Annotated in this window: 9 protein-coding genes; 6 read left to right on the top strand and 3 right to left on the bottom strand. The window is 60.7% G+C overall.

Translation table 11 applies throughout. The features are described from left to right. The first annotated feature begins 23 nt into the window (after nucleotides 1-23). Entirely contained in the window at nucleotides 24-9,971 is a 9,948-nt protein-coding gene (locus JN12_RS16370) for a filamentous haemagglutinin family protein (protein ID WP_145024715.1), read from the top strand. Nucleotides 9,972-10,047: 76 nt separating this feature from the next. Here the strand turns inward: JN12_RS16370 and JN12_RS20540 are convergent, their stop codons facing one another. From JN12_RS20540 to JN12_RS16380, 3 genes are all read right to left on the bottom strand, one after another. Next, entirely contained in the window at nucleotides 10,048-10,188 is a 141-nt protein-coding gene (locus tag JN12_RS20540; protein WP_170241986.1) for a hypothetical protein, read from the bottom strand. A gap of 284 nt (nucleotides 10,189-10,472) precedes the next feature. Then, the gene (locus tag JN12_RS16375; protein ID WP_145024717.1) at nucleotides 10,473-10,856 is read right to left on the bottom strand and encodes a toxin-antitoxin system TumE family protein; all 384 of its coding nucleotides are present in this window, start codon (nucleotides 10,854-10,856) and stop codon (nucleotides 10,473-10,475) included. Then, entirely contained in the window at nucleotides 10,846-11,139 is a 294-nt protein-coding gene (locus tag JN12_RS16380) for a hypothetical protein (protein WP_145024719.1), read from the bottom strand. The genes JN12_RS16375 and JN12_RS16380 overlap by 11 nt, the downstream gene beginning before the upstream one ends. A 234-nt stretch (nucleotides 11,140-11,373) precedes the next feature. On the opposite strand from JN12_RS16380, the gene JN12_RS16385 reads away from it, so the two are divergent. The 5 genes from JN12_RS16385 to JN12_RS16405 all read left to right on the top strand — a co-directional run bounded on the left by JN12_RS16385 (nucleotide 11,374) and on the right by JN12_RS16405 (nucleotide 17,444). Further along, nucleotides 11,374-13,158: a DUF2341 domain-containing protein gene (locus tag JN12_RS16385; RefSeq protein ID WP_145024721.1), complete on the top strand. Its 1,785-nt coding sequence runs from the start codon at nucleotides 11,374-11,376 to the stop codon at nucleotides 13,156-13,158. After that, nucleotides 13,155-13,562 carry an ExbD/TolR family protein gene (locus JN12_RS16390; RefSeq protein WP_145024723.1) on the top strand — a complete coding sequence of 136 codons (408 nt, stop codon included), beginning with the start codon at nucleotides 13,155-13,157 and terminating at the stop codon, nucleotides 13,560-13,562. The genes JN12_RS16385 and JN12_RS16390 overlap by 4 nt, the downstream gene beginning before the upstream one ends. A 15-nt stretch (nucleotides 13,563-13,577) precedes the next feature. Further along, nucleotides 13,578-14,300 carry a TonB C-terminal domain-containing protein gene (locus JN12_RS16395; protein WP_246125896.1) on the top strand — a complete coding sequence of 241 codons (723 nt, stop codon included), beginning with the start codon at nucleotides 13,578-13,580 and terminating at the stop codon, nucleotides 14,298-14,300. Between the two features lie 73 nt (nucleotides 14,301-14,373). Beyond that, entirely contained in the window at nucleotides 14,374-16,251 is a 1,878-nt protein-coding gene (locus JN12_RS16400) for a putative porin (RefSeq protein WP_145024727.1), read from the top strand. Next, entirely contained in the window at nucleotides 16,251-17,444 is a 1,194-nt protein-coding gene (locus JN12_RS16405; protein WP_145024729.1) for a peptidylprolyl isomerase, read from the top strand. Before JN12_RS16400 ends, JN12_RS16405 begins: the two co-directional genes overlap by 1 nt. Nucleotides 17,445-17,454 lie beyond the last annotated feature (10 nt).

Here is a 17,454-nt window from a genome sequence, read left to right on the forward strand (position 1 = left end):
CACCGTAACATTCCGGTGTTACAGTGCGCTATTGCCGGCTCGATGACGATGCCACGGCCGGACTCGGCCGTGGCCACCGAAACGGCAATCATGACATCCCGTTTCTCCCCAACAGGTACCCCGCAATGAAACGTATTGTTGCCTCGAATATCGTACTGGTCCTGACTGCCAGCTCTGTTGCGACGCATGCCGCCCCGCAGATTCCCGGCTTCTATGGTAACGTGGCCCCGGCCGGACCGGCGATCACCACCCTGCCGTCGTTGCGCTCCGGCTCCCCGGACGGCGTTGCCTCCATCACCACCGATCTGTCGAAGAACCAGATGGTGATCAACCAGAACAAGCCGCAGGCAACAATCGACTGGAACTCGTTCGATATCGGCGCCGCAGCAACGGTGGCCTTCAGCCAGAAGAACGACAAGGGGGCGCCGCAACAGAGCTGGACCGCGCTGAACCGGATCTACGACCAGAACCCGTCCCGGATCTACGGCAGACTCTCCGCAGATGGCAACATCTACCTGATCAATACGAACGGCATCATCTTCGGTCCCGGCTCCCAGATTACCGCGCACTCCGTGCTGGCGTCGTCACTTGCCATGACCGCTGACGACTTCACGAAAGGTCTCCTTCGTTTTACCGCCGATCCGGGCACCTCGCTCGGGGCCGTTTCCAACTACGGCACCATCAGCACCGACAACGGCGGGTCGGTTTTTCTGATCGGGCCGAACGTGGAAAACTACGGCAGTATCGATGTTCCCTACGGCCAGATCGGCCTGCTGGCCGGCAACAATGTAGGACTGGCTCCCGACCCGAACCTACAAAGCAGAACATCCTCCAGGTGGGCACTGGTGCCGACAATCGACAGTGACACTTCAGGTACGGCTGTCAACCGGAGCAGCGGTCGGCTGACCGCTGCTGCCGGTATGGTGGGGATGTACGGCGCCGCCGTACAGCAGGACGGCATCATCCGGTCGGTTACCGCCATCAAGCGGAATGGCGAGATCGAGCTCCTGGCACGCGACAGGATCGTGACCGGCCCCGGCAGCAGTACCGCTTCCCCGATCATCGACTCGACGGAGACGGTGGCGGTGAACACAGCCGACCAGACGGCCCGGTTTACTGCGGGCCGCATCCGGCTCGCCGGCTTGACCCCCGCTGTGCCGGTCAAACGGATCGAGCACAATGGCGTCATTGCCGCCCCTGCCGGCGAGGTCGACCTGGTGGCCGGAGAGCGTGTTTACCTCGCGGCGGGAAGCAGCATTGAGGCGGACGGCGTCTGGAATGATAAACCGGCACAAGACGCTGCCGTCGTTGCCCAACTGACCAGCGTCGTGCTGCGCGATGCCCAGGACCAGCAAAACGGGACAATCAAGGGGGCTACGGTTACGGTAGATCCCCATACCGGTTCAAATATCGGCGACATTTCCGGTGCCCTTGCCACCCGTGAAATGACCGCGCTGGACCGGAGTACCACCGGCGGCACCATCAATATCACAGTAGCCAACGGTGACCTGATCGCACGCAACGGCAGCCTGCTCAGCATCGCTGGCGGCGGCACCCGTTATGGCACAGGCACCATGGAGAGCACCAGGCTGCTTTCGGGAAACTCGGTGTACAGCCTCAGCACGGCTCCCGGCACCATTGCCTATGACAGGGTATTGGGGGATTATACCCATAACTCAGCCAAATTCGGTATTGTTGACCGGTATAAAGGGGTCTTTTACGGAGGTGCTTCAGGGTTAAAGGACTATGCCACCAACTTCACCGAAGGGAGCAACGCCGGTCTCCTGACACTGAGCGCCGGCAGCCAGGTGCTGGACGGCGCCATCAGGGGCGGGGTGGAGCGGGGCGTCTACCAGACCCTGACCGCCGAACTTGCCGACGCCTATGGCCAGACGAAGAGCAGCGGCCTCCTGGAGCCTACCGCCGGTACACTGACTATCGGTACTGTCTTTGATCCGACCTTTGGCCTGAATAACTCTACCAGCAATATGATAACCCGGCAGATCGTGCTGACCGCCGACACCACGCCGCTCAGCAGCGGTTTCGACCCGGTTGCCACACCGGTTGATGCAACGCGGCCCACCATCCTCTCCACCCGGCTTATCAATTCAGCCGGGCTGGCAGCCATCAACCTGTCTGCCAATACCTCCATAACCACGGACAGGAGCGCCGGCATCGAGCTACGTCCGGGAGGGGTTTTCAGCGCCGTTGCCAGGCGGGTCGAGCACAACGGCCGGATATCGGCGCCATCGGGGACGGTCAAGCTGTTCGCGGCGGACAACGCGACCACCTATGCGGACACGCCGGACAAGGAGTTCGATGCCGCCTACGGCTCCAAGATCTACCTGGCGAGCGGCAGCAGCATCTCGGTGGCCGGCGAACGGGTTGACAACCTCGTTAACGGCAGCTCGCAGGCGCCGGCCCGTCTGAACGGCGGGAAAATTACCGTGGAGGACATGACGGACAATGTGTCCTTTATTGCCGGCCGTGGGCTTGCCGTGAACAAGGGTGCCGTGCTGGACGTGAGCGGCGGGTACGTTATCGATGCCGGCGGGAAAATCAAGGGAGGGGACGCAGGTTCGATACTTCTCCAGGGGGCGGCGCTCGTCGCCAACGGCGATTTCCGCGGGTTCTCCCTGCCCGGCCGCAAAGGGGGTGGGATCACGCTCCAGGCCGACAACGTGGAGGTGTCTGTTGCCACCCCGTTTCAACTGACCCGGGATTTCACGGCAACCACTCCGATACCGGCGCTGTCGGTGAATGGCGGCGGAGAGTCGACCGCCTATCTGCTGGTGGCCGGGGACCGATTCGCCGGCACCGGCATGACGAACATCACCCTGAAGAGCCGCAACGACCTGACAATCGACAGCGGCGTTGCCATGGCGCCATCGCAGCGGAAGCTCCAGGTGCCGACCGCAGGGGGCACCAGTGACCAGGGCGGCCCGGCAGGCAATCTGTACGTCACGGCCGGCGGCCAGTCCGGAACCGACGGCACGGTCCCGCTCAGCGAGGTCGGTGCTTCGGGGATGACGCTTCAGGCCGGCCAGAAACTGGATGGGGATAATACAAACATAGTAGCCAATGCTGCCGCCAGGATCTCCGTCGGCGCCAACTCCCTGATCCGGACCGCCCCCGGCGGGACGATCAGCATCGAAGGGCCGGGAGTCGATGTCGCCGGTACGCTGGAGGCCCTGGCAGGCAAGGTTTCGGTAAAGGCGACCAATCTCGATCTGAACGTTCTGAGCGGGGCACGGATAAGCGCTGCCGGCTATAACAGGCCGGACAGCACGACCGTGGCCAAAGGGGTGACGACGGGGTACGCGCCCCTTGCCGCCGGTACCGTTTCTCTTGCCGCGAACTCCGGCAGCCTGGTGCTGGAAGAGAGATCGATCATCGACGTGTCCGGGTCTGCCCCCGTGACCGTGGCCTCGAGCAGCGGCACGGCCCAGCCGGTCACGACCGTGGCAGCCGGTGACCCTGGCACCGTGAACATCGGCTACATGAACAGCTTTACCACCGCCGGCCTGCTCAAGGCTGGTCGTTCACAGCAGAATCTGCGCGGCGGAACCCTGGCCATCACTGATCTCGGCGCAACAAAAGGTCTGGCAATAACAGAGAAACTGGTAACCGGATACCTGAACTCCGGTTTCGACAATCTGACATTCCAGAGCGCTGCGTCAATACACCTGAACGGTTCCATGAATCTGTCGGTGAGACGGGGGCTCACCCTGGACGCCCCGCAGATCACCGGGAATGGCGTCGATACCGTCAGGATAAGCGCCCCGGCCATCAAGCTGGCCAACAGCGCTGCGGACCGTCCGTTCGCAACCGCCTCGGCCGGTCAGGCCACCTTGCAACTCGACAGCCAGTGGCTCGATCTGGAAGGAGATGTGGCCCTGGCCGGCTTTTCCACTGCGGATTTATCCGCCGGCCGGGACATCCGTTTGGCGGACAGGCTGAATTCCTACCAGGGTAACAACCGCTGGAGCGGCAGACTGGCCACTGCCGGGGATCTGACGCTGACCGCAGACCGGATTTACCCGAAGATGACCTTCAGCCAGGAGGTCGACAACATGGGAACGCTACAGACCAAATCCATTCCGGCTGACTTTCTCATCTCGGTTGGCGGCAAGCTGACCACCTTCCCCAGTGCCAGACCGACCAGCGGCCTGCCGGTCTATTCGGCAGGGGGCAGTCTGACGATCAATGCCGCAGGAGGGTTCGAGCACAACGGCGTCATGCTGGCCCCGCTGGGGACGATAACCATCAATGCCGACCCGGCCAGTGCCGCCTCAAGCCGCGTACTGCTCGGCCAGGGAAGCCTGCTCTCCACGGCCGGCTCAACCAACGTGGTCTACGGATTTCTGGACGATAACTCCTCCATGAGGCTTAGCGACAAACAGAACAGTTTGAACACGGCCGGCGTGGCAATAAACGGCGCACCAACGAAGAACATTACGATCAACGGCAAGGAACTGATCGTAAAAGAGGGGGCGGCCATTGATGTATCCGCCGGAGGCTCCCTAACCGCCTACTCTTTCCAGGCCGGCGTGGAAGGTTCCGAAAATCCGCTGACCACACCGCTGACGAAGCAGGGGCGGATGGTTATCCTCCCCGGCAACCGCTACGATATGCCGGGCGAGGCGATCTATCTCAATGGCGGCAACGGCCTGCCGGCCGGCATCTATACCGTTCTCCCTTCTTCTTACGCCTTCCTCCCCGGTGCCTATGTGATCACCGATATCGGCGTCGGGAAGCCTGGCGGCGGTTATCAGACAACCAACGGCGCCACGGTCGTCTCAGGTTATGCGACAATAATGGGAACCGATATCAGGCCGGCCCAGCTTCATTACTATTCGGTGCGGTCCGCCACCGACGTACTGAAGGAGGGGAACTTCACCAAGGCCTCCCTGGCGGCTGTCGATGCCGGCCGGATCACCATCAACCCGGATACCGCCATTCTCAACGGTTCGCTGGTTGCATTCCCGCAGAGCGCATCAGGCGGCGGCACCCTGGTCTTCGGCGGCAAGTCGCTTACGCTGCAGACCGATAGAGCCCCCTTCCCCCCGAATTTTTCCTTTACGGACCCTCTCGACCAGGGGCTTGTCGGAACGCTGCAGGTCAGTGGCGATGCTCTTGCCGGGAGGGGGTTCAGGGAGATTGATCTCGGCACGGCCTCCACCGAACGGATCACGCTGGCGCCGGGAAGCACCCTCACGGCCCCGGTGATCGCCATGACCGCGTCAAGCGCCATCACCATCGGCGATGGCTCCCGGGTGAGGGCCGATCGGTCCCAAGTGATGGGGCCTGACGGTTCGTTCAGCCCCACCGGCGGGACCATTGCCGTCACCTCCGGCGGTTCGGTCAGCATTGGTCCTTCAGCCGAGCTATTTGCCGGGAGCGATCTGAGCCTGACAGCCGCCACTCTGCAACTGTCCGGCAGCCTGAAAGGGAATCAGAGCAGCCTTCACGTTGTCGGCACGAACCTCATCCTGGGTACGGACAGTGCTACGGACGCTCTTGCCTTGGGCTCAGGCTTCTTCTCGTCGATTTCCGGGTTTTCGAGCATCGGTCTGAAGAGCGCCTCGGACATCAGGGTCAAAAACGACTTCAATCTGGCGGTCAGCGATACCCTTACCCTCGACGCGCCGCGGATCGTGGCCGACGGCACCAAGGCGGTCACCGCAACCTTCAGCGGGAAAAGGTTCGAACTGCTCAACAGTGGCGCCGTACCGGCCAGCGGCGCCGCAGCCGGAGGGGGCACCCTGCGGTTCAGCGCCGACAGCGGGACAATAGGTAACGGTACTGTCAGTTTAGCCGGATTCAGCGACTATTCCTTTGCAGTACGGAACGACCTTGTCTTCCAGGGGAAAGGCTCTCTCAATACCGATAACAGCCTCAGTATCTCGGCGGCGCGTATCATGGCCGGGCCTTATCTGTTGCCGACGCAGCCGCCATCAAGCCAGATCGCCTACCAGGCTGCCAACTTCCGGGTCGATAGCGGCAGCGGCACGCTGACCCTGAGCAATAACGGCCTTGCGCCTGCCGCCGGACTACCCGACAGAATCGGCGGGTCGCTCTCGTTCCAGGGGCGCACCGTAACATCATCGGCGGACATCGAGCTGACTGCCGGCCGCATATCACTCACCGCCACCGGCAGCGGCCTGGGCGAAGGGGTGACCCTGCAGAACGGGGCAAAGGTGATGGCCACCGGATACGATTACCCGGCAGCAACGGACGGGAAGGTGGAGCATGAACCGGGCGGGGTCGTGACGCTCAGGGCCGACAACGGCGTTGTTGCCGTTGCCGCAGGTGCTACCGTCGATGTGTCGGCTCCGGGGAGCGGTGACGCGGGAAATATCTCCCTGCTCGCTCCGGTTCAGGGTGTGAACCTGGTTGGTAAAATCAAAGGCAATTCCTCTGTACAAGGCCGTGGCGGGGCTCTGACCATCGACAGTAACCAGATCGACTTCACCGGGCTTGCCGGAAAAATTCAATCCGGCGGTTTCACCAACAGCGTGCAGCTCCGCGCCCGTTCAGGCGACGTTTCGATCGGAAACGGTCTTACGTTGCAGGCGGCCGACGTCAAGCTGACCGCGGACAGAGGAAGCGTTACGCTCAACGGCGCCATCGATGCTTCGGGGGCCAGAGGCGGACGGGTGGAGCTGAACGCCGGGAGCAACCTCACCCTGAACGGTACCGTCAATGCTTCCGGTACGACCGGAAAGGGAGGGGCGGTGCTGCTGAATGTGGCTGCCAAGGACAGGAGCGCCCTCCCCGCAGAGGTGAACGGTTCCCTTACCTTTGCCGCCGGGAGCGGCATCGACGTCTCCGGCCCGGCCGGCGGCGGCTCGGTCGCCTTCCGGGCACCGCAGAACGATCTTTCCACCGACGTCAACATGAACCTGAACGGGACGATCAGGGGGGCGTCGCTGGTGACCGCCGAGGCGGTAAAGGCCCATCTTTACCAGAGTGACCTGACCATTAACAGTATCCTGCAGAATTCCCTCACAGCGAGCGATGTCACACCGTTTTCCATCACAAGCGATCGGCTTCTGAACGGGCTCGGACAGATCGGCTGGAATGCCGGCAGCTTCTATCTGCTCCCGGGGATCGAGTTGCAGAGCATCGGCAACATCGTCTTTGCCAACGACTGGGACCTGACCGGCGTCAGGACCGGCAGCGGCGTTCCGGGGGCACTGACCCTGCGGGCGGCGGGCAATCTCACCATCGCCAGGAAATTGGTGGACTTTCCGACCCCTTTCGCCAGTCTGCCGGGGTTGACAGGACGCACCAGTTGGGGAGTGAACCTGATCGCGGGGAGCGACCTGGGAAGTAGCGACCTGACGGCAGTCAACAGGGGTACCGGCACCCTGACCATCGGCAATGCAACCGGAACCGCCCTGGTTTACACCGAAAGCGCTCCCGTCCGGTTTGCTTCCGGCAGTGATTCCTCTTTCCTGAAAGGGAATGCCAGCTACTACATGATCAATGGCGATCTCTCCTACACCCTCGGCTCTTACAGCGGCGCCATAACCGGAACCACCGGCGGCAGCCTGAGCGTCAACGGAGGGGCCGTTGAAACCGCTACCGGTGATATTTCCCTGCGGGTCGGTGGGGACCTGAACCTTGCCGTAACCGCTGCGGCCGGCTCGATCCGTACGACCGGCTATCACGCCGCCGTTAACGGGCAGAGCTACACCAGTTACTACAGCAGATACTGGGAATATGCCGGCGGTGGCGACCTGCGGCTCGACGTGGCAGGAAAGGTAACAGGGCAGGTGAATGCCTCTGCCTGGGACCTGATTACCTCGCTGCGAACCGCAACGAGCGGTAATTACTGGTCTGCCAGTTATGCCGGCCGGGGTGTTAGCAAGCCGACAACCGGCCTGGCAGCAATGGGTGGTGGCAGCCTGTACGTCAGGTCCGGCGACGATTTCATGAGTCAGGCCGGAACCTTCGGCAACGTTGACCCCGGCAACCTGACGATCTACGCCGGTGGCGACCTGAAGGGACGCTTTGTAGTAAGGGGAGGGGAAGGGGTGCTTCACGCCGGCGGCACTATTGCCGACCCCACCACCGGTGCAGGAGTGGTAATCGAGTCATTCGGCTCCAAGCTCTCGGTCATCGCCCAGGGAAACGTCACCCTCGGCACTGTCTACAATCCGACCATTGCGGGGAAAGCGGCGTTCTGGAGTCCGCAATATGCCCCGGATGCGCGGCTCTTTGCCCAGGCGGTAAACGGAGACCTTGTTATAACCGCGACCAATAAATATTCAACTCTTGGAACGAGTAGCCAAACCTGGCGCGAACAGATACTTCCCCCCTCCCTGTTTCTGACCGCCGGTCGGGACATTCTCGTCAACAACCAGATTTCCCTTGCTCCGTCAAACTCCGGAAACCTGCAGATCACCGCTGGAAGGGACATTGACGGCAATTACTCCTTTAACGGCAACAACGCTAAGGCGATTGTGGCCATGTCTGACGCCGACCCGGAGAAATTCTACGGCGGCGATAAGACCTTGTCAGATTCAAGTTTTTTCTTTGTCAATACCCATTACAATACGAATGCCCAGCGTAACCAGTCCGTCTCCATCAACGCGGGCAGAGACCTGAGGAACCTGCAGATATTTCTGCCGGTCAAAGCGGACGTTTCTGCCGGCAGAGACATCCGCGACATCCATTATGTGGGCCAGAACCTGGGGAACACCGATATTTCCAGGGTCTGGGCAGGTCGTGACATCTATTTCAGTTCAGCCACCGGAAGCAACCAGACCCAAACCGGCCTGGAACAGGGTGGTGCAGGTGCCTTTATGGTGCAGGCAGGACGAAATATCGACCTGGGGGGGAGTAATGGGATTCAAACCTACGGTAACGCCTTCAACCTTGCTACGCTCAATCCCGACAAGGGGAGCGATCTCTATGTGGTGGCCGGCAGCGCCGACAGGAAGGATCCGGCGAGCATGACGTCGCTGTTCGATGGGGATGGTACCAACGGTCAGAAAGGGTTGCGCGAATACGGGACAGAGTACAGCGAGCTGAAAGCAGCCGGTAATGCCGTCGCCGCACAGCAGCGGATCGACGAGGCACGCTCTCAACTCATTGTCCCTTTTTACGGCACTCGGTCGGATTCCGGTGTTGGCATCATCAACATGACCTCATCTCAGATCAGCACCAACTCGGGTAAGGACGCTATCTATCTCCTGGCAAAAGGTGACATCAACGTCGGTAAGTCAGCACTGATTCTCGACAAACAGCTGGCAGCCAAACTGCAGAAGAATACCGGTATCTATACGGCTAAAGGGGGAATGATCGACATTTTCAGCGGCGGCGATGTGAATGTCAACGAATCACGGGTCATGACCTTCATGGGAGGCGATATTACCGTCTGGAGCGATCGGGGGAACGTGAATGCCGGTCGGGGGTCAAGAACGGCTGTCAGCACCGATCCTCCGTCCTTACAACTGCTTCCCGGGACCGGTGGTGATACGGGTATGCCGCCACAGTATCAGGTGGTCTTTACCCCTCCGGCGGTCGGCAGCGGCCTTCGCGCCTTGACCTACGCCGCCAAGCTCGGCGATACGGCTCCTCAGGCAGGTGACATCTATCTTTTCGCACCGGAAGGAAACATTGACGCCGGCGAAGCCGGCATTGCCGGCGGCAAGATTACACTTGGCGCCACCCAGGTTCTGAACTCCCAGAATATCTCCTTCTCGGCCGGTTCAGTCGGGGTGCCGACATCCAGCGGCAGTTCGGTCAGCATCGGCGCCCTCTCCGGAGCCGGCGGGGTGACCGACAGCAGCCGGATGATCGAGCAGACCTCGGCCGGCACGGCCAAGGACAAGGCGCTCCGGACCGGCACCCAGGTGGTGGACGACTTCATGTCCAAGTTCCTCGACATCAAGGTGCTCAACTTCGATACCGACACGACCGACAGCAAGGATGACCGGGACAAGGAGAAGAAGGAGTAAGACAACTGTCATAAGCCCCCTCAGCAGCTGTTGAGGGGGCCTATGACACGGCCCTTGCCGCACCGCAGTCCGCACTCTACCCGCTGCTGAGCGGCTTTGCCAAGAACCCGCTGAACATCCCGGGCACCAAGGGCACTCTGGCCAACCCCACCGCCACGGTCGGCTCCAAGGCAATCTGGTGAGCCACTGTTGGCGAGATGAAGCATCTCCGCAGCACCGACCTCTCCTACCCGGCTTTGGTTACTCCGCAGTATACAACGTGCTGCCGTAATCTTCGCCATCTTCAACTGCAATTCGGAAATATCAGGAACCGAAAAGCCCGCACTCTGAGTCGTTACGCCTACAGGTGCGGGCTTTTACGTGGGGGAATAAGGGGAAAGCGGGGGCTTAGAGGGACATTTTTATCTATTTATCTAATTGTGGTTAGAGAGAGGGACGTTCTTGGCGGCGTGATAACTAGAATATAGGCTATAGATTAGGATGTCCCCTAAGCCGGGAGTTTCAGGGGGAGAAACGCTCCATTATTTCATCGAGAACATCGGAAAGTTCAGGTGGGTCAGCGGCGTTCACCTCGCCTTTGGCTGTATGTTTGTGGCAGGTGAAGGGTAGAGCCGGCTTGTGTGCGGCGTTGTCGTAGCGGAATATGAGGTGCGAATCGATATCCTGGCAATGGTAGACGTAATTCAGGCGTTCGGGCCGAAAGCGAAGGTCGATGTACTCGTTGAACTCAAGCCGTGCGCCGTCTACGAATTCGAGAGCGCCGCTTACGATTCCCATTTTGGGGGTTCGAGCATCAATAGAGAGCTGGGAGGAAACGATAAGGTCGGTGTGGGCGAAATGGTCGATTACCGTGGCGAGCTGCGCCTGATACTCGCTAAGCAGCATACTGGATGGCCTTCAAGGTCTCCAACTGGACGGAAATGCGTTGGCGCAGGTTTAACTCTCCAGCCCAGGCAACGTACTCTGCATCCCCTCCCTCCAGGTCCTCGGCGGCCATATTCCCCAGAAAAGCAGCAGAGGTTGTGTGGTAGCGCTCCTCGAAGGCCCGGATATGACGTTCAGTTGTCTTCAGCCCCAGCTCAAGCCTGGCCGCTTCCGCACTGATGGCGGAGCGAATAAGATCCAGGGCGTTTTCCTGGGTATCTGACTGTATCTGCAGACGAATCATTTATACACCTCCAAGCTCGTCAATTGATTCAGACAGTAGCACAGATATGAAGAGTCGACAAGTCACTGTTCTCTTTCTGAAATTTCCCGCCTTCCTGTTACCGTCAACTCTCCTTCGAGAACCGTATCCGTTGATTAGCGAGTTTATCCAACTTTAACGTGACCGTCGTCTGGCTGTAACAAAAATGGTCTACAGTGCCTTGGTTCAAAATGCGAAAACTGCTGTGGAGGGTTTATGGGTAAGGGGATGTGGAAGAGGGTGGCTGGCTTTACCGGGGCACTGCTGCTCCTGACGCTGGTGATCGGACAGAGCCGGGCCGATGCCTGGTGGGATGCCAAGTGGCAGTTCCGGAAGAAGATATCGTTCGACACCACCGACAAGGGGGCCGCTATCAAGGAGAACGTGACCGATGTGCCGGTGCTGGTCCGGCTGCACACGGGGAACTTCGCCTTTGACAACGCCAAGCCCGACGGCTCCGATATTCGTTTCGTCGCCAGCGACGACAAGATGCCCCTCAAGTTCCATATCGAGTCATTCGACCCGAAGAAGCAGATTGCCCTTGTCTGGGTACGGGTGCCGCAGCTGGCTGGCGGGGCCGCCTCGGACAGCGTCTGGCTTTACTACGGCAACAGCTCCACCCAGGCCGGCGCCGACAGCGGCGGCAGTTACGATGCCGGCCAGGCCCTGGTGCTGCACCTGGCAGAGGCGGACGGGACGCCGAAGGATGCCACCGCATACGCCAACCATGCGGCCGAGTCGACGGCCAAGCTCGGAGCGCCCTCGGTCATCGGCAGCGGCGCCGCGTTTGCCGGCTCCGGCAGCAAGGTGGTGGTAAAGCGGGCACCGTCGTTCAACTTCGGCAAGGGGTTCACCTTCTCCGCCTGGGTGAAACCGGCCCAGCCCCAGGCCGACGCCCGGCTCTTCTCCTGGGATGACGGCAAGCAGGCGATTGCGGTCGGGATCAACGGCGGCCGGGCCTATGCCCGGGTCGGTACAGCCCAGGCCTCGGCCTCGGCCGACATTCCGGCCCAGGCCTGGCACCATGTGGCGGTCACGGCCGAGCCGGGGAAAAAGCTGACCATCTACCTTGATGGGAAGGAGTCGGGGAGTGCGGCCATGGGGGCGGCGATTCCTTCGCCGGCGGCCGAGCTCGCCTTCGGCGCCAACCTGGCCGGTCAGAACCCGTTCGTCGGCGAACTGGACGAACTGCAGCTGGCCAGTGTCGTCCGGCCGGCGAACTGGCTGGCCGCAACGGTCAACAGCCAGGGGCAGGACGGAAAGCTGATGACCTACGGCCAGGAAGAGGCGGGCAAGGGGGGTGGCGAAGACCTGACCATCCACCTGATCAAGGTCATTGCCAAGAGCGTCACCCTGGACGGCTGGGTCGTCATCGGCATCTGCGTCTTCATGCTGACGCTCGCCACCTACGTATTCATCCGCAAGTTCGTGGCCCTGCAGAAGATCAACCGGGCAAACCGGGAGTTCACGGACAGCTTCGAGAACCTTGCCGACCCGCTGGGACTGGATGCCGAGTCAGAGGATTACGAACATTCGTCCCTCTTCAGGATCTACCGCGCCGGCTATAACGAAATTGCCCGCTGGACCGAGCGACAGCATCCCGAGACCGAGACCAAGGGGATGTCACGGGCTGCCATCAGCATCTTTGAAACGGTTCTGGACCGGGCCAGCGTTCGGGAAAGCCAGGAACTGAACTCGTGGCTGATCGTCATGACGCTGGGGATCTCCGGCGGGCCCTTTCTGGGTCTCCTCGGAACGGTCTGGGGGGTCATGAACACCTTTGGCGGTCTTGCGGAGTCGGGCGAGGCCAACCTGTCGGCCATTGCACCGGGCGTCGCCTCGGCCCTCGCCTGCACCCTGTTCGGTCTGCTGGTGGCCATACCGGCGCTGTTTGCCTATACCTACCTGATGAACCGGATGAAGAAGGTGTACGCCGATACCAGGCTCTTCATCGACGAGTTCACCGGAAAGATCGAGGAAGCTTACGGAGAGGGCGAATGAAGGCTCCATCCGAAGATCACGACGAGATGGTCGAGATAAACGTCGTGCCGATGCTCGACCTGGCCTGGAACCTACTGATCGTCTTCATGATCGTGGTGACCGCGTCGGTGCAGGGGATACAGATCAACCTTCCCAAGGCGAGCGCGGCGGCCAGCAAGATCAAGCCGACCACCAAGGCGATTACGATCACCGCCGAGGGTACCATCTATCTGGACAGCTTCCCGGTCAGCATGGCCGAGCTGGAGGCGAGGCTGCGCCAGTTCAAGGCCGCCGACCCGAACCTGCCGGTGGTGGTGCGGGGGGACGAGAAGATCACCTACAAGAGCATGATCGAAGTGCTCGACCTCTTGCAGAAGCTGGAGATAACCCAGCTGGGTCTGGTCACCCAGAAACTGGTGAAGTAGACCGGGAGCGTGGTGATGGCGAAGAAAAAGAAGAAAGGCAATTATCTGAACTGGCTGGTGCCGGGTACCGTCATCCTGGTGTTGCTGGCCGGTGCGGGATTTTTCGTCAAGATATTGTTGGCTCCGGCCGGGAGCGTCAAGAAGACCCAGATTTCGACGGTCAACCTGATGAAGCCTCCGCCTCCGCCGGAACAGAAAGAAAAGCCTCCGGAGCCGCAGGTTCCCAAGGAAGCCCCCAAAGAGAGCATTGCCACCCCGACCGAGGCCCAGCAGCCACAGAACGACTCTCCGGACAACTCCCCGCCGCCGGGCGCCGACCTGGGGGTCGATGCGGACGGCGGGGCCGGCGGTGACGGTTTCGGTCTGGTCGGCAAGAAGGGCGGCAAAGCCCTTACGCTTGGCGGAGGCGGCGGTGGAGGCGGCGGTGGCGGGGCAAGCCGGCTGTCGCTGATGACCAAGTATGGCTGGTACACCGCCAAGATCCAGGAAGAGCTGAAGCGCCAGATGCGCAAAAGGCTCGACGAAGACGGCGGCATCCCGAAAGGAAAGCTCCAGGCCACGGTGAAGCTGGTGCTCGATTCCCGCGGTACCGTCGTGAAGTACCAGATCATCGCTTCGTCCGGAAACGAGAAGATGGACGAGGCCCTCAAGGCTTCGCTGCCGGGGTTCAGGATCAGCCAACCGCCGCCGGAAGGGATGCCGGCCGGTATGACGCTGCGGATTACCTCCCAGGGGTGAGGGCCGTTTGTGCCGATCGTTTCCAGGCAGTCCCAAGAATATAGGCATTTTCGTGAAATGGAGAAACTACTGCATGTTGCATAAAGGTTCAATAGTCTGCACCGCCGTTATGTTGATGGTAAGCGTCGTTGGAACGGCTGGCGCTGCCGCCCGGCAATCCGTCGGGATCGAAGCGCTGCTGGAGCTTTTGCAGAATAAAGGAGTGATTTCCGGCGAAGAGAGCAAGGCCTTTGCCGACAAGAGCGGTTCGGCGTCGCGCACCGACCTGAAGGCGGTGATCGATCTCCTGCGGGCCAAGGGGACCATCAGCAGCGACGAGGCCGCTGCCTTTCTGCAGCGCCTGGCTGCCCAGCCTCAAAAGGAAGCGGAGAAGGCTGTGGACATAGTGTCGTCAGTGCCTGATACCGATGCCAAGGGGGCTGTGCCGATCCCGAACGACGAGCTCAGGCCGACCCTGGAGGTGCTGCGCGAGCAAGGAGTTCTGGGAGTGGACGAGGTTGCCCAGATCGGTGAGCGGATCGGTAAAAAATGGACGCCGGCCGACGAGGACGAGCCGTTGGCCCTGACGGACCGGGAGATCGAGTACAGCCGCACCACTCTGCCGAAGGAGGGGCTTCTGAACGATATTGCCCAGCTTCGGCGCCAGGGGCTTATTGACAGGGACGAGGCGGAACGGATCAAAAAACGCTTCATACAGAAGCTTTCGCTTGAGCGGGTGACTGCGGACATCGGCGAGGAAGCGCGGCGGGAGATCAAAAAACAGGTGGAGTCCCGGGTGCCGGAACTTCCCGAATGGACCCGGCGGATCAAGTTCAACGGCGATCTGCGGCTGCGCTATGAAGCGGATTTTTTTGACGGGCTGAACGCCCTTTTCGTCAAGCCGGACAACACCACGGTGCTGCTCAATTCTTCCGAGGACCGTCACCGTATCCGCCTCCGTGCCCGCTTGGGCATGATCGCCAAGGTGAACGACGAGATGGAAGCGGGAATCGGCCTGGCCACCGGTAACACCACCGATCCGGTATCGACCAATCAGACGCTTGGCGATTCGCTCAATAAGAAAAACTTTCTTCTGGACCTGGCCTATCTGAAGTGGAGCCCCACTCCGACCGTGACCCTGTGGGGAGGGCGGTTTTCCAATCCCTGGTTCTGCACCGACCTGGTCTGGAGCCCGAACATCAACTTCGATGGAGTGGCGGTCACCTACCGGCCACGGTTGACTTTACGGACCAGCCTGTTCATGACCGCCGGCGCCTTCCCTATCCAGGAAGTCGAGCTGTCCAGCAAGGACAAGTGGCTCTTTGGCGGACAGGTCGGGGTCCGGTACCGCAACGAGGAAAAACTGTCAGCCAGGCTGGCAGCGGCATTCTACGATTTCGAGCATACCACCGGTGTGGTCAACGATCCTGCCCGGCCGGGCGCGAATGACTGGACCGCGCCACAGTTCCAGCAGAAAGGGAACACGCTGATGGACATCGATCCTGGCACGGCGATCAAGACTGCCTATGCTTCCGACTTTCGCGAGCTGAATATTAACGGTTCTCTGGATCTTGGTTTCTGGAACCCGGTCCGGGTGGTGCTCAATGCCGATTATGTCAATAACCTCGGTTTCAACAAGACCGATGTGTACGCCAGAACAGGCAATAATGTGAAAAAGGAGACCGAGGGATACCAGTTCGGCATTACCGTTGGTCATTCGGATACCGGTGCGTTCGGCAAATGGAAGGCCCTGCTCCTGTACAAGTACCTGGAGGCAGATGCGGTGATGGATGCCTTTACCGACTCGGATTTCCACCTGGGCGGGACCAACGCCAAGGGGTGGATCACCGGTGCTGACTTCGGGGTTGCCAAAAACACCTGGCTGTCGACTCGCTGGCTGACTGCCAACGAGATTTCCGGCCCGCCGCTGGGGATCGATGTCTTTCAGTTCAACGTAAACGCGAGATTCTGATGGCCTCGTTCTTCAACGACTGGCACTGCGAGGAGAATCGCTGCGGCATGTTCGGATTCTGCGCGGCGAGCGGTATTCAGCCGTCGGCGGCGAATGAGCCTCCTGTGCCGGAACGTTGTCTGTTGCCGGTCAATCAACGACATACCCGTCTGGAAGACGGCTGTCCGGATATCGAGGATATGGAAATGAATGCCAGATCGTGGCGCTGGTTATGTTCGTTAGTGCTGCTGTTGGGGATGATTGTGGGAGCGGTTTCGCCCGGGGGCGGTGTGGCATGGGCGAAAGATGTCCGATCGACCGGCGGTGTCGCCGCACTGGTAAACGGCGTGGAAATCGACCGGGATGAGTTCAGGAGCGAACTGGAGCGGGTGCAGCGGCAGCAGGGGACCAAGGGGAAGCTCGCCGACGAATCGAAGCTGGCGGAACTGCAGCGGGAGGCCCTGGAGAATCTGATCACGCGGGAACTCCTGTATCAGGAGAGCCGCCGGCAGAAGGTCACGGTCGATACAGGTGCCGTGGACCGGCAGATGGAGCAGCTGGCCGGACAGTTTAGCGACGAGGGCCAGTTTACAAAGACGCTGGAGAAGATCGGGACGAGCAAGGTCAAGGTCCGCGAGCAGATCGCCCGCGGGTTGGCGATCCGTGCCCTGATAGACGCGACCATCGGCACGAAGATAACGGTCTCGGACGATGAGCTGCTGACGTACTACGACCAGCACCGGGAGACATTCACGCATCCCCCGCAGGTTCATCTGAGCCATATTCTGATAGCGGTTGAACCCACGTGGCCCAAGGAAAAAAAGCAGGCGGCCAAAGACCGGATAGCGGGACTGAGAAAACGGCTGATAGCCGGCGAAGCGTTTGCCAGCCTGGCAACCGAACATTCCGACTGTCAGAGTAAGAGCAAGGGGGGGGACCTGGGTTGGTTTACTCCGGGACAGTTGACCCCCCAGCTGGAAAAACAGGTCAATGCGCTGCCGGTCGGCAGGCTGTCGCCGATCGTCGAAGACCGTTTCGGGTTCCACGTGTTGAAGGTACTGGAGCGCAAGGCAGCGGTCGTTCAGCCGTTGGAAGAGGTCAAGGGGCGGGTGAAGGGGCTTGTGAAGCAGGAGAAGGGGCTGAAGGAGCTGCAGCCGCTGGTGAAGAAGCTGCGGGAAGGGGCGCGGGTGGAGTTACGGCTGGTTGGGGAGTGAAGATCGCTGT

It is taken from the genome of Geobacter argillaceus (assembly GCF_007830735.1).
GTDB classification, from domain to species: domain Bacteria; phylum Desulfobacterota; class Desulfuromonadia; order Geobacterales; family DSM-12255; genus Geomobilibacter; species Geomobilibacter argillaceus.